General features: G+C 59.5%; 14 protein-coding genes. 3 read left to right on the forward strand and 11 right to left on the reverse strand.

Annotated features, from left to right (window positions below):
- Nucleotides 1-115: 115 nt before the first annotated feature.
- Complete coding sequence (locus AC07NR_RS06050) at nucleotides 116-2,107, reverse strand: methyl-accepting chemotaxis protein (protein WP_495078066.1); 1,992 nt, start codon at nucleotides 2,105-2,107, stop codon at nucleotides 116-118.
- 375 nt (nucleotides 2,108-2,482) lie between these two features.
- On the opposite strand from AC07NR_RS06050, the gene AC07NR_RS06055 reads away from it, so the two are divergent.
- The gene (locus tag AC07NR_RS06055; protein WP_134826709.1) at nucleotides 2,483-3,019 is read left to right on the forward strand and encodes a hypothetical protein; all 537 of its coding nucleotides are present in this window, start codon (nucleotides 2,483-2,485) and stop codon (nucleotides 3,017-3,019) included.
- Nucleotides 3,020-3,056: 37 nt separating this feature from the next.
- On the opposite strand, the gene AC07NR_RS06060 is transcribed toward AC07NR_RS06055, so the two are convergent.
- The 6 genes from AC07NR_RS06060 to AC07NR_RS06085 all read right to left on the reverse strand — a co-directional run bounded on the left by AC07NR_RS06060 (nucleotide 3,057) and on the right by AC07NR_RS06085 (nucleotide 10,497).
- Nucleotides 3,057-3,977 (reverse strand): GNAT family N-acetyltransferase, encoded by a 921-nt coding sequence (locus tag AC07NR_RS06060; protein ID WP_248739572.1) that lies wholly within the window; start codon nucleotides 3,975-3,977, stop codon nucleotides 3,057-3,059.
- On the reverse strand, nucleotides 3,977-5,266 hold the full coding sequence (locus tag AC07NR_RS06065) for a phenylacetate--CoA ligase family protein (protein ID WP_495078067.1): 1,290 nt from the start codon (nucleotides 5,264-5,266) through the stop codon (nucleotides 3,977-3,979). Before AC07NR_RS06065 ends, AC07NR_RS06060 begins: the two co-directional genes overlap by 1 nt.
- Nucleotides 5,250-7,697, reverse strand: coding sequence for an acyl-CoA reductase (locus AC07NR_RS06070; RefSeq protein ID WP_495078068.1), 2,448 nt, complete (start codon nucleotides 7,695-7,697; stop codon nucleotides 5,250-5,252). Before AC07NR_RS06070 ends, AC07NR_RS06065 begins: the two co-directional genes overlap by 17 nt.
- 1 nt (nucleotide 7,698) lies before the next feature.
- A complete protein-coding gene (locus tag AC07NR_RS06075; protein WP_495078069.1) occupies nucleotides 7,699-8,829 on the reverse strand; it encodes a LuxE/PaaK family acyltransferase in 1,131 nt (376 codons plus the stop codon).
- 12 nt (nucleotides 8,830-8,841) lie between these two features.
- Complete coding sequence (locus AC07NR_RS06080) at nucleotides 8,842-10,095, reverse strand: MFS transporter (RefSeq protein ID WP_495078070.1); 1,254 nt, start codon at nucleotides 10,093-10,095, stop codon at nucleotides 8,842-8,844.
- Between the two features lie 264 nt (nucleotides 10,096-10,359).
- A complete protein-coding gene (locus AC07NR_RS06085; protein WP_167443772.1) occupies nucleotides 10,360-10,497 on the reverse strand; it encodes a hypothetical protein in 138 nt (45 codons plus the stop codon).
- Nucleotides 10,498-10,654: 157 nt separating this feature from the next.
- Between AC07NR_RS06085 and AC07NR_RS06090 the strand changes: the two genes are divergently transcribed.
- A complete protein-coding gene (locus tag AC07NR_RS06090; protein WP_085708192.1) occupies nucleotides 10,655-10,843 on the forward strand; it encodes a hypothetical protein in 189 nt (62 codons plus the stop codon).
- An 18-nt stretch (nucleotides 10,844-10,861) separates the two neighbouring features.
- On the opposite strand, the gene AC07NR_RS06095 is transcribed toward AC07NR_RS06090, so the two are convergent.
- From AC07NR_RS06095 to AC07NR_RS06105, 3 genes are all read right to left on the reverse strand, one after another.
- A complete protein-coding gene (locus tag AC07NR_RS06095; protein WP_085708191.1) occupies nucleotides 10,862-11,239 on the reverse strand; it encodes a fe2+ zn2+ uptake regulation protein in 378 nt (125 codons plus the stop codon).
- A 302-nt stretch (nucleotides 11,240-11,541) separates the two neighbouring features.
- Nucleotides 11,542-11,802, reverse strand: a complete 261-nt coding sequence (locus AC07NR_RS06100; protein ID WP_248739577.1) for a bacteriocin immunity protein — start codon at nucleotides 11,800-11,802, stop codon at nucleotides 11,542-11,544.
- Nucleotides 11,799-13,946, reverse strand: a complete 2,148-nt coding sequence (locus AC07NR_RS06105; RefSeq protein WP_495078071.1) for a pyocin-S2/colicin E7-DNase domain-containing protein — start codon at nucleotides 13,944-13,946, stop codon at nucleotides 11,799-11,801. The genes AC07NR_RS06100 and AC07NR_RS06105 overlap by 4 nt, the downstream gene beginning before the upstream one ends.
- Nucleotides 13,947-14,364: 418 nt before the next feature.
- Between AC07NR_RS06105 and pvdQ the strand changes: the two genes are divergently transcribed.
- Nucleotides 14,365-16,707: a bifunctional acylase PvdQ gene (gene pvdQ / locus AC07NR_RS06110; protein ID WP_495078072.1), complete on the forward strand. Its 2,343-nt coding sequence runs from the start codon at nucleotides 14,365-14,367 to the stop codon at nucleotides 16,705-16,707.
- A 57-nt stretch (nucleotides 16,708-16,764) separates the two neighbouring features.
- Here pvdQ and AC07NR_RS06115 read toward each other — a convergent pair whose 3' ends face one another.
- A complete protein-coding gene (locus AC07NR_RS06115; protein ID WP_085708189.1) occupies nucleotides 16,765-17,766 on the reverse strand; it encodes a FecR family protein in 1,002 nt (333 codons plus the stop codon).
- Between the last annotated feature and the right edge of the window lie 114 nt (nucleotides 17,767-17,880).

Below are 17,880 nucleotides of genomic sequence, written 5' to 3' on the forward strand. Positions count from 1 at the left end.
TGACCGGTTTTTCCGACCGGGCATCAACGGAGTGTTTCCAGTTGATACAAGGCAGGCTGTCAGCATGATCGTAGATCAAAGCTGACAGCCTCCTGAGTGCAAGATGACAAATCCGTCAGCTGACCTTGAACCGCCCCATGATCGCACTCACCCGGCTGTTGGCTTCCAGCAACTGGCGGGTATTGGTTTCACTGGCCTGGCCGCTTTGCACCAGCTCATCCACCATATGGCGGATCTGCACCATGCTGCGGTTGATCTCTTCGGTGACAGCGCTCTGCTGTTCGGCGGCGGTGGCGATCTGGGCGCTGAGGCTGTTGATATGGCTGACGGAACCGGCCATGTCATCGAGTCCGGTGGTGACGCGTGCGGTGGCGTCGGCGGCAGACTGGCAACTGGCCTGGGTGTTTTCCATGGCGCTGACCGACGAGCTCACACCCTGCGTCAGGCGGGCCAGCATTTCGTTGATCTCCGAGGTGCTGGCCTGGGTCCGGGCGGCGAGGGCGCGTACCTCATCGGCAACCACTGCAAAACCGCGACCCTGCTCACCGGCCCGGGCGGCTTCGATGGCGGCGTTCAGCGCCAGCAGGTTGGTCTGGCCGGCGATGGCACCGATCACACCGAGGATCTCGGTAATGCGTTGGGCGTCCTGCTGCATGTTTTCGACTTTGTGGGTAGCACTGGCCACTTCGTCGATCAACGCCACGACGCTGCTGGTCGCTTCTCCGACTACCACCCGCGAACGGTCGGCGTTTTCGTTGGCACGCTGGGTAAACGCAGCGGTTTCGGCAGCATTCTGCGCAACGCTTTCGGCGGTCGAACTCATCTCGTTGATGGCGGTGACGGTCTGGTCGGTTTCCGAGGCATGGCGCAGCAGGATCTGGCTGGTGTGCGCCGAGGTGCGTTGCAGGTTGTCGAGGCTCGAAGCCATGGCTCCGGTGGCCTGGGTGACTTCGCCGATCATGTTCTGCAGATAGGCGATGAAAGTATTGACGGAGTGACCGATCGCGCCGAGCTCGTCTTCGGCACGGATGGTGATGCGGCGGGTCAGGTCGGCATCGCCGCTGGACAGCGAATCAATGTTGGCCTTGAGCGCTTTCATGCGCGCAACCAGTTGGCGAATCGCGTAGACCTGCAACAGCACCAGCAGGATCACCAGCGGAATCTGCAACAGGCTCAGGCTGCTCAGTACGTCGTCACGTTGCGCGGTGAGCATTTTGGTCGGCAGTGCAGTGGCGAGGAACCACGGCGTGCCTTCGATCGGGCGCATGAAGAAGGTGCTGGCTTCACCGTTGTTGTCGAATTCGACGCGCTGGGCCTGATCACGTTGTTGCAAGCCAGCTTTTACCTGACTGGCGAACGGTGAACTGCCGGCCAGTTCGCTGATGTTTTTCAGCACGATCGGGCCGTTGATGCGTGAGCTGTTGCTGATGATCTTGCCGTCGGCCTCGACGATCAGCATTTCGGCGTTGAGGTCTTTTTCCTTGCGCGCCACCAGGTCGTTGAAAAAACCCAGGGTCACGTCGATGGTCGATACGCCCCAGGCGCTGCCGTTTTTCTGGATGGCCATGGCGCAGTTGGTGCGCGGTTCGGCGCTCGCATCATCTTTATAGGCAGCGGCCCAGGCGCATTGGCTGCGCGGGGTCTGCATACCGCCCTTGTACCAGCTCTGGTCGTAGTAGTTGGGGGCTGCGTCGCTGTTCCAGAAAGTATTCACGGCGAGCTTGCCGGAGCTGTCGCGGTGCCAGAACGTGCTGAACTTGTTGCGACCTGCCTCGCGCTGGCCGGGCAGTGGCCAGATACCGCCGCCAAATACTTTCAACTCGCCGTACTGATCCACCAGCCCCGGCAGCACCGTATCGATGGCGGCGCTGTCGAGCAGCGGGATGGTCTGAGTGATGCTGCGCTGCTGCGACTGAACCTTGTTCAGTTCGCCCTGGATCTGTTCGGCGACTTCTGCGATGCGATTGAGCACCACCTGTTCTTCGGTATGACGCAATTTCGGCGCAACCAGTTGGCTGATGCCTACCACGGTCAGGACTGACAACAACAGGATGAAAAGAACCAGAAACAGCGTATAGCGAGCCTGAATGGTACGGAATGCGGGCATGGAGACCGGTCCTTCGTTTCTTGTTAGGGGCGAGGAGTAAAGCAGTAGGGGGATCCCTTACATATCGTCGTTGCGAGGGGAAGCTTTAGGTACTTACGTACTAAAAAGTGCTGAAGCGAAAATCGGCAAGTAACAGACCGGACACATTCAAACTAACCAGCTCGTTCGTTAGAGTAAAAATTCGATTTATACCTGGCTGGATAAATGCCTTAAAGCCAATGGCTGCGGGAGTCCTGTGGGTTTGTATCGAGAATGTACGAAATTTGTAAAAAAGTGAAAAACAGATTGGTGCCATCGGTTTGCCGGCCGATACTCCGGGCAATTCAAGACGTTCCACAAGGATATTTTCATGTTCTTTCCGCAAGGAGCACGCTCATGACCGTTGGTTATACCGGCGCCTGGCAGCCCAAGGCAGGTTTGTTGGTCCGCGATAATTCGCCATCGAGCAAACCGGTTTCGCAGAGTGTCAAGGTCAAGCAAATGCTGGCGAAAGTCGGCAACGATCCGACCGTACTCAACACCCGGGAGATGGACAAGCAGGGGATCCACAAGAGCGTCAAGGGTTTCGACCCGGAAAACGTGACGCCCAAGCAACTGGGTAAACTGACTGACTTCCTGCGCAGTCGGGGACTCATTACGGATATCACGGCGATGACACTGCTCAATGCCGGTGACAAGTTCGATCGTTTCGGCATTCAGAAAGACCCGGACACCAAGTTCAATGCGCTGGAGTATTTCGCCACGCAACTGGACACGATCCAGAACAACAATCTGAAGGGCAACAAGTACGCCAACGGGCTGATTCCCGAGTACAAGAAAGCCATTTACGTGCTGCAAAGCCTGAAGGTCTATGGACAGGGCGGCGACCGTCCGCCTCCGCCGACTGACAAAGGTGTCAGCGCCAAGGCATGACCCTGCAACGAAAAGCCCCCGATAAGGGGCCTTTTCGTTAGTGCGCGACGCTCGCCATTTTCAATTGCAGGTCATCGTGCAGCCGCTGCATCTGCGGGCAAATCAAAGTCAGTGAGGGAGGTTTTGCGCCGCGAGAAAACAACGCCAGCCATCCTGCACCTCGTTCATCCGGCGCCAGTCCGCTGAACATGAAACCCGCCGATGTCAGCGCATGCAACGCGCTATCAAAACCTTTCGCCAGCCTCAGCCTGATTGAAATGAGCCAATGCGCCGGCAGCTCCTGCAACTGCTTGAGCAAACAGCCGTCCATTTTCCTGAAAGTCCCGTCATAACGATCCCACCGCTGTTCGAGATACACCGGTTCACCCACCCATGGCGCGGCCTTTTCCTGCGTTCCGAACACACTGCACATCTGCAGCATGAAGTCTCGGCAGCTGTCGGGCCATGCCAGGGCTGGAAGCGGCCGCCGGTTTCCATCGACAGGTGTGTAGCCGATGACGAGCGACTCCCGTGCCGCGGCGTCATGCGGAGACGGGACACCGTCGGGCAGCCATCCCGTATTGTGAAAGCCGAGGCGGCCTGCCATGCGCTGTGTGTAGGGGTGGCAGGTCACCTGTTTGATCGTCACACCCCGCAATCCCAGCGCCTGGGCATGGATCAACAGTTGGCGGCCCAGACGGGTGGCAATACTCTGACCCCGGGTTTGCGGGTCAACCACGCTGAGTGCCAGTTCTGCGAGTCGTGAGTCTTTGGCGCGAATCAATGTTGCGTGTCCCACCACATCATTTCCGGTTACCGCGACCAGCGAGTGCCAGCGGCCTTGCGCATGGTTGCGGTCAATCATGCAGGGCAGATAAACGTGGGCCTGGGCGTAGAGGTCGCCATAGATCTTGCGAAACAGCCTGCTCACGGCTTTTGCGTCGCTGTTGCGGTAGTTTCGCAGCGTTACGCTTTCCATCAGCGAAACTCCGCACGGGGACTGTTGTAGACACGCAGGTCCAGGACGCGCTGGCGCTTTCCGGAGCGTGGGTGGCGTGACAGGTCTTGAACCGTGCAACAGTCGATCCGTAAATCCAGAAGATGATCGGCGTTCAATTGCGAGATCAACGGATAGCGCTCGATCAACGCGCTGCGCAGCATCCGCTCTGATTCCGCCGAAGCGGGGTGCACGGCATCCGGAGCCCATCTCAGGGTCAGGATGTCTTTTGTCCCGGTCTGCTCGATCACCAGTTGCCAGTCCTCACTGCGGGTGATGTGTTGAACGGCATTGCCAATTTCATCAGGCAGTAACGTCAGAATGCCCACCCGGACTCGCTGGCTGTCGGCGCAACGGCCCATCAATGCGAATTTGCGTGCGGGGGTATGCTCAACCTCTCGCCAGCAGGCGCGGTCGCCGACCGGGTAGCGAAACAACGGCATCAACCGCCGGGTGAGATTGGTCATCACCAGGCGTCCGGTGCGATTGCATTCCTCGATCACTTCGCCGGTCTGCTCGTCGAGGATTTCCAGCATGCTGTGGCCCTGGGGCATTCGATGTTCACCCAATGCGCAGTCGGGATGACTGGCGCCGATGAAGCCGGCGTCGACACTGGCGTAACCCATGGAGGCAACCCGTACATTGGGGAATACCCGGCCGAGCAGTTGCAACTGTGCCGGGAACAGGCTTTCACCTGCGTAGAGCAGGGATTCGACGCACTCCAGCCGCCGTCCCTGGCGCTCCAGCCATGCGGCAAAGGACAAACAATTCGCGGGAACACCCGCCAGGACATTGATTCGATGCCGTGTTATCGCATCGGCCAGAACGGCCGGATCTACGTGACCGGTGAAAGGGAACTCCACGACACCCGGTTGTACATGGGCCAGGGCATCGTGGGTGAAGATGAAACTGGCATACAGATCGCCGACGAAAAACAGGTTGGCGACCCGGTCACCCTTGTTCAACCGACCCTTGAGGCTGCCTGCGAAATCTTCCACCAGCGTTTGCCATTCACGGCGCTCGAAAACCGACAATTTGCCATCGCCGGTCGTCCCGCCGGTTTTGAACACCAGTGCGTTATCCAGGCCTGCGGTCAGCACCGGCCAGTGGTCGAGGTCGTGGCTGCCTTTCCAGTACTGCGCAGGGTCAATGACCGGCAGTTCGGACAGCGAGGTTACCTGCTCGGGCACCTTGCTGAAGTGGCTGGCGTAAAAGCTTGAATGCTGACGCGCAAAAGCCACCAGTTCCTGCCATTCAGTTCTTGGATTCATGGTGTGCTCCCTGCAGAACGGCGGCGCGGGCTCCCCGGTTATCGATCAGCAGAGGCGTCTTGCCGCTGTGGCTGTTTCGGGTGAGTCGGTCGATGGCGCACACTTGTGCCTCTACTGTCAGCAGCCCGGTCTGCACGAGGGTTGCCAGCGTCGGGTAGCCCAGCAATCGTTCATGTACCTCGTGGGGTTCGAGCGCACTTCGGACTTTCATGCATTCGAGCCCGTCGGGGGCATGTTCGAGGATCACCTGGAATTCGCTCTGCAGGTGCTGCGCCAGCTGCGACAGACAGATGAAATCGGTGCCGATGCGCACCAGCCTGCCATGGCGCTGAAGCAATTCGAAACGGGGCGTCGTCAGGCCGCAGCCACACTGTCCGGGCACCCATCGACCGCTGTCGCCGACGTCATAACGCTGCACGTCCTGACCTTGCCGTTCGATGGACGTGAACACCAGGCGGCCGGTTTCGGTGTCATGGACGGGACGATCGGCCTCGAACGCGAGAATTTCCAGGTGCTGGACATCGCTCAAAAGATGAAACACACCGTCGCCGGTGGCCGGGCACGCGTGACCGAGCGGGCCGGCATCGACACTGCCGTAGATCGCCGAGCGGATCAGGCTGACGCCGCAATCCTGCAGCAACTGGCGGCTCTGTTCGCCGAGGTGCTCGCCGCCCACAAATACTTTTTCGACCCCGCCATAGGCGCGCAGACGCACTTGTTCGTTGAGGAACAAGCGATGCAGGGTGCTCGGCATGCCGATCAGCGTGTTGACCTGCTGATCGACGATCAATTGCGCAATCTCCCGGTAATCGTCATCGGCCGGGGCACCCATTGGCAGGTGTGTGACGCCCAGTTGCTCCAGCACTTTGGAGAAGCTGAAAAAGCCGCCATACAGACCGCCGCTGAAAAACAGGTTCATCACCCGGTCCCGGCCCGGATCGAGTCCGGCGGCGAACAGACCGTCGGCCGTAGCGCGCATCTGACGGTGGAAGTCGCGATAACTGAACCCCGAGAGCGCCGGTACACCGCTGCTTCCGCCGGAGCGGAAATACAGCTGGGCCGCAGGGTTGATCGGGCGGGCGATGAAATCTTCCTTGCTCATGATCGGCAGGTTTTTCACGCAGGGCGAAATGGCTGCGCCGTCGAGTGAAGCACGGGAGGGCAGCTGTGTCGGTGACAGGCTTACCGAGACTCGCCGGCTCAGGCGCTGCAAGGCATAGACACCGTCATGCGGTTCGCCTTCGTAGCCATCGTGAATCGCCGACATCGGGGCAATCCGGGTGACTCCGGCGGCGATCAGGCTCCCTGAAAGCTCTGAAATCTGTTGTTCCGGGCAGATCAAGGCGCAGCTTTGCAGAACGTTTCGCCATGGCAGCAACGTCTCGATCAATCGCGCGTGCGGCATTGGCTTGAGCAGCAGGCTGCGAAACAGCGGTGATGGCTGCAATGACTGGTCGTGGGTCCAGATCACCCGCCAGCCCGGCGTTGCCCAGACATCGCCAGCCACCTCGGTAAAACTCTGTGCGAGCCGAGCCATGGCCGTATCGGTGGTGATTTGCGAGGCTTCCTGGAGGGTTGGCGGCAATGGCGGCCATTGCCCCGCACGGCGTTCGAATGCTTCTGACAGGCGTAAACCGATTTCGCGCAGTACGGCCGGGTCGTCGCTGTCCACCAGCAACCATTGCGGGCTGGAGCAGGCTTGCTGATCGAATCGGCAGACTTCATCCACCACGTCATCCAGTATCTGTGGCGTGACGGCGTCCGGGGTCAGATAAACGAAGCTGATGCGATGTCCCCAATCGATCCAGCGGCACCCGGCGGGAATCTGCTCACGGATCGCTTGCAGCGCCGGTTCACCACCCCAGGCCGAGACGCCGTTGGCCCATCGGCACAACTGGCCGATTTGTCCGGTGGTCGCCGGAACGACAGCGATATGCCCGGCCAGTTGGCCGCTGGGGTCGCATTGCGTCAGCCCATGGAGCAATTGCGCGGTCAGGCCGTCGTCGCTGCTGCTGGGGCGCAGCCAGTTGACGTTGCCGGTCAGCAGGCTCTCGATCACCGCGCAGAACGCCAGGAGTGTCGCGTTGCCGGGGGTGATGTGAACCACCAGGCCCAACGGGCTCCAGCACTCGAAGCGTGGTTGGCGATAATCGGGGCGCCGCAGCGCAGCGGGTTGATCCCCCAGCTCACGTTCGAGCTTGCGCAACAGCCCCTGAGGCTCGCAGAACTCGATCAGCGACTGGCGTTGTCCAGCGTCGAGTGGCAGGGCCAGCGTGCTGTCGCCCAGCCGGACCGCAAACGCGGCCGCCGCATCGATGACCGTCTCGCTGTGCAAGGGCCGGCTCAGGCGTAATGGCAGCGTCTGACGCAGTTGATTCAGCGCGGCATCCAGGCTGAATTCATCGTGAAGTTGTCCATTGATCAAGTACATATCAGTGCCTCCCCAGCAGTTCGGAAGCCGCCATGGCGCAGCTTCTGCCGGCGGTAGTGGCGGCACGGCCATGCAGTTCGAACCAGTCGCTGTCCAGACCGCAGCCGCAGCTCGCGCCGGGGTGCAGGGTGACGAGGTCGCTCATGACGACGGCATGGGCCGGGCTCGAGGAAATGTAGGGTGAGACCGCACTCAGCAGCCCCGGCCGGCCGTAAGGCAGAACGGAGAAATCGGATGGGTTGCGCACAAGCACCTTTGAATAGACGGGAACATGGAAATGATGGTGAGCGCACTCGAAGTAAGGCACCGGGTGCTCTACCGCGCCGTAGCCGTCGCGGCAACGGGACAGATCGATCCCGAGTTGGCGATGGATACGCGCGTACAATTGCTGGCGAGGGATTTCATGCGCCGCACGGGTTTTCCAGCCGCCGCCAAACAGCACCAGCGAATTCGCTGCCAATTGCAGGTTCGCCACTCCGGTGGCCTGCATGCGTTGCAGGGCTTGCCAGAGAAACGCCGGGAAACCGATGATCCGCACCGGCAGGCCTTCTTCGGCAAATGACTGCAAGGCCGAGATGACGCCGAAGCCGTCGAACTCGTGGCCGCCTCCGGTTCGTCGCAATGCGTAGGCCACGCGGTTGACCGGCGCGAACTGGCACAGGAACTGGTCGGTGAACGACGTTCCAAGGGTGATGCTGGCTTCGGGCTCGTAACTCAGCAGCAAGTAGTTGCACGGTGTTTGCGGACTGTCCCAGCCATAGTGGTGGAAGATCCGTTCGACCATGTATTGCGCGGCGGCCAGACTGCGTTCGTCATAACGCATGCGGCTTTTCTGGCCGCTGGTGCCGGACGATGTCAGTTCCAGTGCGTCTGCGCCGGTCGGGCTGAGCAGTTGTTGCTGTTTGAAAAAACTGGCGAAGATCGGCGGCAGTCGCGACCAGTCGTCGAGGCTGTCCAGGTCCGCCACGGTCAGTCCGTTGGCCTTCAGCCAGTGTTCATAACCGGGCGTGTGCTCGCTGTGAAACCGGCTGATTTCAGCCATGGCCCGATCAAAAAGCCCTGCCGGCACGGATTCCGGACAATAGGGTTGCGTCAACGCACAGAGTGCGTCGCTATGGGGGAAATGGAACATCAGGCGTCCTTGTTATAGATGTGGCGAGGAAGCGGTTTCTGCCGAGGCGTTTCGAAGAAACCGGTACAAGAGAGGCAGGCTCAGCAGCCCGCCCACTGCCGCCCAGAGGGCGAAGGATTCGAGGCGGGCACCGCCGCCGATGGCCGCGATGAGTGAACCGCCGGTGCCCATCATGGCAATGGAAATCATGCCCACGGCTGCCGAGACCAGCCCCTTGCTGTCATCGCTGGAAAACAGCGCCAGCCGATACAGCACGGCATTGCTCATGCCCAGGCCGACGGCGTACAGCGTGAGGCCGGCAATCAGCACACCGAGGGATACGCCGATCAGCGCGCCAGCCAGCAAGGTCAGCAACCCGAGGCAAAACGGCCAGAGCGCGAGGCGAATCAATTGCGGCAGCTTGCGTGAGGCCAGCAGCCGGTCAAGGATCAGATTGCCGGCGATGACCGCCGAAAAGATCGGGATCTGCCACAGCGCGTACTCTCGCGTCGACAGGCCAAGCCCCTGGATCAGCAACAGTGGCGCGAGCCCGATCCAGGCGATCAACGGCAGGCTCATCAGGCCGAGCGCAAGGCTCGCGCCAAGGAACTCGGAGTTGCGCAGCAGCGCCAGGTAGCGACGACGGGTCTTTCGCCAGGACAGCGGAACGGGGGCCTGTTGGCCGCCATCGCGGCGAACCACTCCGATGGTTTCCGGCAGGCAGGTGTAGAGCCCGATCCACGCGGTGGCGGCAGCCAGACCCAGGGCAAGAAACAGATCGCGCCAGTTCATCCACTCCAGCAACAGGCTGCCGAGCAGCGGCCCCAGCAACGGTGACAGCAGTGCGATATTGCCCAGCAGCGCCATCAGCCGCACGGCATCGGCTTCAGAGAAGACTTCCTGGAGCACGGGATAACTGACAGCAACCACGAACCCCAGTCCCATGCCTTGCAGCAGTCGTAACATGTTGAAGACTTCAATTCCCGGGGTGATGATCGCTGCGGCGCAGGTCACTCCGAAGAACGCACAGCCAACGAGCAACACGGGGCGCCGGCCAAACCGGTCGGACAGTGGCCCGATCAGCCATTGCAGGCAGACGCCTCCGATCAGATACAGATTGAACGCATTGGGAATATGCAGTGGATCGGCGCCGAGGTCTTCGGTGACGGTGAGCATGGCCGGCATGATCATGTCGCTGGCCATGTAGGTCAGCCACTCGAACAGCGTGATGGCCAGACAGAAACCGAGTGTTTTTAGCGGGGGGATATCGATGAGTGTTCTTTGCATGCGCTTCCTTGGCCTTCAAAGGGGAGAGCGCAAAGGGTAGGGGCGAGGGGGGACGTGTTCCTAGGTCATTGCTGCGACCTTATATGTCGCAGATTTGCATGATATTGCCGAAGTCGGATTACTTGCTGATGCTGGCGAAACATCTGACATTTTGAGTGGGGGCATATACGGAAAATGCCCACATCCTCGTGGGCATTTTTCACAGGTATTCAATCAAATGTTGCATTTGAAGAGACGATAGTCGGTGCTCTTGCGATGTCGGATTTACCGATGTTGGTAGTAACCAGGGCCTCCGCCGTAGTAGCGATGATCGCCATGCCAGCCGCCGTGGGGGAAAATGATGCAGCCGCTCAGTGTGAGCAGTGCCAGAACTGGAATCAGCCAGGTGATTCGACGCAGCATTTCAAAAGTCCTCATGGTTAACGCCGTATGGAGTCAAAACTCTTCATCGGCTGTAACATGTGACCTCGTTTGCAGCGGCGCATCCCCGTGACACGGTATGCCCATGGCATGAAAGCCGATACAAACCCGATACATTTAAAAGTTTCAGGAATTTGCAATGACTCAGTCGCAACGTTTGAAGTACTCGATTCTGATCGCCCTTACCGTACTGGCGATCATGTTCGGCCTGTCCTGGTTGCAGAATGCCGGGATGATCAGCCAAAAAGTGTTCCAGTACATCGCCATTGGCGTGGCGGTGGTCGTGGTGGTGATCAACGGTGTGATGCGCCGCAAGGTCAAACCCTGACGGCGCTCGAGAAGGGAATCAATCGCTGTTGAGGACGGCGGCAGCCTGTGGATGCAGGCTGTAGCTCTTGTCGGCATTGAAGGTGATCACACCTTCGGCGCACAGGCGCTTCAAGACTTCGCGCACGCTGAGAAAAGACAGCGGAATGCCCAGTTCCAGCAATTGGCTGTGGACACCGCGCACACCCAGGCTGCGCTCGCTCTCGGCGGCGACCAGCAGGGCATCGATGACTTTCAGGCGAATCAGGCTGGTGCGCAGGCCGAAGCTCTTGAGCAGCAGGCGAATACGTTCATTGCCGTGGCGTTCGACTCGTGGTCCGAATACGCCGGCGTGCGAACCCATGGAAGCTCCTTGTGGTGCCTGGCTACCGTCCGATGGTAGTTGCGGGATGTACATGCGATTTCTCCTTTTCAGAGCCTGATCAGGAAGGGTTATGGGTGCTCTCTCTAAACAAGACGTATCAGCCCGACAAATCATGAAGCGAAAAATGTAGAAAATTTGTCGTTGATTCGTCTTTTCTCCGTGATCCGGGCTTTAAACGGATGCCTGTTGGCGAATTTAATGTGGTTCGCTGGTGAGTCCGCTGCGATGAGGTCAGCCTTGGTCGTTCGAGGCTCGCTGAAAGAGCAAAAAAAACCGCTGCATTGGCAGCGGCAAAAAATATGGCACTTCAAGTTTGTGTCAAGTCGACCCACTGGCTATTCGGGTTTGAAGCCTGGTTTTCCGTTGGCTTCACGCCATTCTTTAATGGCTTTGAGCACTCCGGCGGGGCTGTCCTCGGCACCTTCCTCCGGGTAGTACAACACGCCCGTGCCGTTTGGGTGTTCCGAGGTGCTGACGATGTTGTCAACGAAAGAATCATGTTCCCGTTCTGATCGAAATTTACCTTGGAACAAGCGTTCTATAACTGCCAGATATTCTGTTTCTGTGTACTGTTCGAACCTGTCCTTGAGGATCATTCCTGCCGTTCTCCTTTTTTTGAATGAGCATTGATGTGCTGTCTTGGAGTCATCAATCGAAGGTTATCCACGTCGTAGACAGCACCTCCTTCATTGACCGGCGTGACATGATGGATTTCCATCTTTGCTCGCTTGCCTACCTGCTCTGCCGGATCGGCACTTGGAGACAGCCCATCTCTCATGTCGACTCTGTTCAGCCGTTTGAACTCGATACTCAGCCGTTCGTCGCTTGCCACAGCCTTCCAGAATGCCCTGCGAAACGCCCTGAAACTCGAAAACTCCCGTCCTCTCAGTTTATCCGCAATCTGTGCGGGAATCGGCGCGCCCTCAGGTGTCGATGCACCGCCCAGCCAGCGTCCGGCTATAGCTCGTCCGTTCCCGCTGACCACACCGGGATCCTGTCGCCGGTCCCTGAACATCGTGAATGTCGCAGGGATCCCGGAATCGATCGGGAACACGGTGATGAATCCACCGAGACCGTACAGATCAAGTTGTGGAAACGGATCCAGCCGACCGATTGCCGGGATAATCGTCGCGCCTTCGTAAACGGGCACATCCGTATCGGGGAACGGCAAGTCCGTTGACGAGCTGAGCGGCTCGACCAATGGCGTCCACGTCACGATAGGGCCCTTGGCGTCGGCAATGCTGGAAACGTAGACGTTTCTTGTCGCATCAAACTGCGCCAGTGTTACGGGCACATTCGCAGGAACGGTGACGCCGTCGGTGCTGACAACAACGATTTCTGTCTTTTTGCCCAGCGTTCTGGCGGCCAGCCTTACTGGCAGGTTGATTTCTCCACCATTGGCTGCCCGTTCATAAAGATCGGCCGTTACATCCGGGGCTAGTTCCGAAAGCGGAACGCTTGCGGAGTAAAGATCGCCATTGCCCATTGGGGAGGGAAGCAAAAGTGCAGCGAATCCGACCAGAACAGAGGGGGCGGATACGGTGACTGCTGCCGTAGCAACGGAGACAGCCGTGCGCAATGCACTCCTGAGCGCCAGCGCAGTCGCCCGGCTGGTTACAACAGTGCCCCCCGCGCCAGCAAACACCGGGCCGAACGCGGCCCTTGAACCGACATTCGCCAGTGTCGGGATTTGCCCCGGTGCGACGGCTTCGGCTTGCCATTGCGCCTGCACACGCGCCTGATCCGCGAGAAATCTGGCCTCGGCCCGAGCGGCTCGTCGATGCTCCCGTTTCTTCTTTCTCCGGGCTCTTTGCCGTGCCCTGCGTTCCTCAAGAAGGGCTCTTTCAGCCTTTTGTCGGTTCTGTTCCTGCTCGGCTTCCAGTGCTGCCTGTGCCAGTTGTTCAAGACGAATCCGCTCGGCAGCCAGGTGTCGGGCCGCCGCTTCGGCTGCCAGACGCGCCTGCTCGAGGGCCAGGCGTTGTGATTCAGCTTGTGCCGCCAACCGTTGCTGTTCTAGGGCTCGTTGCTCCTCTTGTTCTCGATGCTGCCGCGCGGCTTCCGCCAGTGCTTGCTGATGTTGCTGCTGCGCCAAAAGCCGGGCATGTTCGGCGGCCTGGCGTGCCGCTTCAGCTGCTGCAGCTTGCGCTTGATCACTGGCCTGAATGGAAATCAGCCAGTTGTGTACGTTGGCTTGTTGCTGATGCAAAACGGCAATCGTCTGAGCCAGCAGTTTCGCTTCGAACGCGGCCCGATACGATTGCCGCCACAAGGCAATTGCCGGGCCGTCAGGCGCCAAGCGTCTGTCTAGCGCCTGAGCGCGTTCAAGAAACTGGTAAACGGTTATGTGGGTGGGGTCACTGCCGTAAAAGCCGTGGGACAAAACCGTCTGGTGTTGAAGCTCCGCGGTTTTCCTCTGGATCACTCTGATACGTACGCCCAGTTCCCGCAGAATCGCTGCTGCCGGTGGCAATGGATGCATCGACTCTTCAAGCCGGGCCGCAGCCAGATCCACTTCTATGGCTTGCGGGATATTCCCGGCTTTTAACTGATATTCAGTGTCCAGTCGTGTAGTAAAGACTTGCAGCGCCTGCTGGTATGCATGGGTATTTCGTGGCGGTCCGAATGGGCCGCTATTTGGCAATGTGGTGCCGGTCGGGGGCGTGACGGGTAAGCCCGGTGGGGCAGGAGCCGTCGTATGGACGGCGACGTCCCACTCCCAGGGCGGAGGTTTTTGCAGCATATTCATATCCTTTTGAATGTGCGTCGTTCTTGATAAGTACCGAGTGTTTTTTCTGTTCCCTTGTTGCGAGTTAAAGGTACAGCGAAGCCACCGAAGCCGTTTCCGAGACACTCGTGGGTGTTTACGCTGGATGAATTGGGAGTTTTCAGCGACGGAGGGAATAACGTGGAAAACTCTTCTGGCTAACAGGAAAACTCCTATAAGACCGGACGATATTCTTTGCTGATGTGTTCTTTTCGGTGCCGTCCATTGCCCGTCAGTGATCGCTGGCGTGACTACCTAAATTTTTTTTTCCGGTTTCGTTTCTAGAAAAGGCTCATTGCGCGTGGACGCGTGGGTGATTTCAGGGCGGAGCTGCTGCGCATGGCTTTTCGATCACGGCGCGCTCCGCTCTCAGGCATTTCGATCAGGAGCGAGCGTGATTATTTCCAGGCAGTTAACCGGGCTGACCCTTGCCGGCATGTTTCTCGGGCTGAGTCTGTCGGCTCAGGCGTTCAGTCCTTCCACCCAGGCCGGGGCCGACATTCGTCGCACGGGATTTGGCGTGCCGCATATCCGCGCCGAAAACGAACGTGGCCTCGGGTTTGGTATCGGTTACGCCTATGCGCAGGACAATCTGTGCCTGCTGGCCAATGAGATCGTCACGGTCAATGGCGAGCGGTCGCGCTACTTCGGGCCGGACCAGTTGACGGTCGAAGAACGCGAGAACCGCGTCAGTGATGTGTTCTTTCAATGGCTCAATACCCCTCAAGCGGTCAGTGCCTTCTGGCAGGCGCAGCCGGTCGAAGTGCGTGATCTGGTGGAGGGTTATGCCGCCGGCTACAACCGGAATCTGGCCGAGCGTCGTCAGCAAGGGCTGCCGCAACAGTGCCAGGGCGAATGGGTGCGTGATATCGCGGCCGAGGACCTGGTGAAGCTGACGCGTCGGTTGCTGGTCGAGGGCGGTGTCGGTCAGTTCGCCGAGGCACTGGCCGGCGCCACGCCGCCGCAAGCCACTGCACAAAACCCAAGCCACGCCCGCGCCTATGACCTGGCTGCCACGCGCTTGCAACGTTTCGCCCTGGACCGCGGCAGCAACGCGGTGGCCGTGGGCAGCGAGCGCTCCTTCAATGGCCGTGGGATGTTGCTGGCGAACCCGCACTTTCCGTGGGTCGGTGGCATGCGTTTCTATCAGATGCACCTGACCATTCCCGGCAAGCTGGACGTGATGGGCGCGGCGTTGCCGGGCCTGCCGATGATCAACATCGGTTTCAACCAGCACCTGGCCTGGACCCACACCGTTGACTCGTCCAAGCACTTCACCCTGTATCGCCTGCAACTCGATCCGAAGGACCCGACCCGCTACCTGCTCGATGGCAAATCACTGCCGTTGAACAAGCAGACGGTGACGGTGCAGGTCAAACAGGCGGACGGGCAGGTGACGCCGGTATCGCGCGACATCTACAGTTCGCAGTTCGGCCCGATTGTGCAGTGGCCGGGCAAGCTCGACTGGGACAACCAGTACGCCTACAGCCTGCGCGATGCCAACCTCGATAATGATCGTGTGCTGACGCAGTGGTACGCGATGAATCGCGCCGCCAATCTCAAGGATCTGCAGGATTCGGTGCACAAGATTCAGGGCATTCCGTGGGTCAACACCCTGGCGGTGGATGACAAGGGGCAGACGCTGTACATGAACCTGTCGGTGGTGCCGAACGTCAGCGCCGACAAACTGGCCAGGTGCAGCGACCCGCGTATCGGCCTGCAAATGATCATCCTCGACGGCTCCAGCAGCGCCTGCGCCTGGGACATCAATCCGCAGGCGGCGCAGCAGGGCATTTACGCGTCCAGCCAGTTGCCGCAATTGCTGCGCAAGGATTTCGTCCAGCACTCCAATGATTCGGCCTGGCTCGCCAACCCTGCGCAACCGCTGACCGGTTTTTCGCCGCTGATCAGTCAGGAAGGCCAGCCACTGGGGCTGCGCTCGCGTTTTGCGCTGGATCGTCTGGCGAACCTGAGCAAAAAAGGTTCGGTGTCGGTGCAGGACCTGCAGCACATGGTGATGGATGATCAGGTGTTTCTCGCCGGTCAGGTGCTGCCGGACCTGCTGAAATTCTGCGCATCGCCAACCGGCGGTGACGCCGCATTGAAATCGGTGTGCAGCGTTCTCAAGGCCTGGGACGGTCGGGCGAACCTGGATTCGGGCATGGGCCTGGTGCATTTCCAGAACATCATGCAGGCCTTGCAGAAATCGCCGGCAATCTGGCGTGTGGCGTTCGATCCGAAGGACGCGCAGCACACCCCGCGCGAACTGGCGACTGAAAAGCCCGAAGTGGCAAAGGCTTTGCGCGAAGCGATGCTGGCGTCAGCCGAGTCGGTCGGCAAGATGGGCCTGACTGCACAAACCCGTTGGGGCGATGTTCAGGTGGTCAGCAGTGGTGGTCAGCAGACGCCGATCCATGGCGGCCCGGGTACGCTGGGTATCTACAACGCGATCCAGAGCGTGCCGCGTGAGGACGGCAAACTCGAAGTGGTCAGCGGAACGAGTTATCTGCAGGTGGTGACGTTCGACGACAACGGGCCGCACGCTCAGGGCCTGCTCGCGTTCTCGTTGTCCAGCGATCCGGCGTCGAAGTATTCGCGGGATCAGACCGAAGCCTTCTCGAAGAAACAGTGGAGTGCACTGCCTTTCACCGAACAGCAGATCAAGGCCGATCCGCAGTATCAGGTGCAAAGCGTGCGTGAAGAACTGAACAAGACAGGGAAGGTAGCGGCGCAGTAATCAGTCGTCACGATGTTGCAACACGCACTGAAGGCCGCTCCCGCAAAGGGGCGGCCTTCAGCTTTTTGGCGGTTGCTGCGGCATCGGATTGATCACCGGGTTGCCGTCCTGGTTGCGGGTGATGAACACCGGCAGGACTTTGGGCATCGAGCCGGCGAAGCTGTTCAGCTCTTTGATGTTGTAGATGCCGCCGACCCGGATCGACCCGGTGGCACTGTCGGCCAGCATCAGCGGTTTGTCCAGGTAACGGTTGATCAGTGGCAGGGCTTCGTTCAACGCCAGGTTGTCGAGGATCAGCTTGCCGCTGCGCCAGGCCAGCGAGGTATCGCTGGCGTAGGTCTGGCTGATTTGCGGCATGTAGTCGCCGTGCTTGTAGCGAGCCTGCATCGAAGGCCCCAGACGCAGGCCGTCACCGGACAACTGAGTGTTGCTGGTGACCAGCACGGAACCCTCGACCAGATTGACCTTCACCTGATCTTCATACATCCAGACGTTGAACCGGGTACCGGTGACGCGAATTCTGCCTTCGGCCGCCTTCACGATGAACGGGTGGCTCAGGTCGTGGCTGACTTCAAAGAACGCCTCGCCCTTTTTCAGGGTGACGCGGCGCTCATCCTTGTAATTGCTGAAGGTCAGATCGGTATTGAGGTTCAGCTCGACCTGACTGCCATCGCTCAAGGTGACGTGGCGGACGTTGTCGGTGGCCGCAAAATGCTGATAGCTGTTTGGCAGCCAGCCAAGGTTCCATCCGGTCCAGGCCGCCAGTGGCAACGCCAGAGCGCAAACGGATGCCGCTACCGCATATTGACGCCAGGTCCGGGCCGGTGGGCGAATCGGTACGATCACCGCAGGTTCCGGGCGCGGCAAGTGCTCGGCGACATCCCAGATTTCCAGCATGGCCTCGTATTCGAATGCATGCAGTGGATGCGCGTCGCGCCATTGCTCGAATGCCAGCCGTTCCTCGGCGGTGCAATCGACGGCGTGCAAGCGCATGCACCAATGCGCAGCGGCATCGGTGATCGCATCGTATTCGGCTTCGGAGAGGGTGTTCTGGGTCATTGACTCGTCCTGATTTGCTGCATTCTAACCTTGACGGGAAGGTGGCGAGAACCGGGGTCATGGCGATTTCCCATCAATGGGGCCATTTTCCCTGTCAATTCCCCGGAAACAGGG

Source organism: Pseudomonas sp. GW821-FHT09C09 (assembly GCF_059418105.1).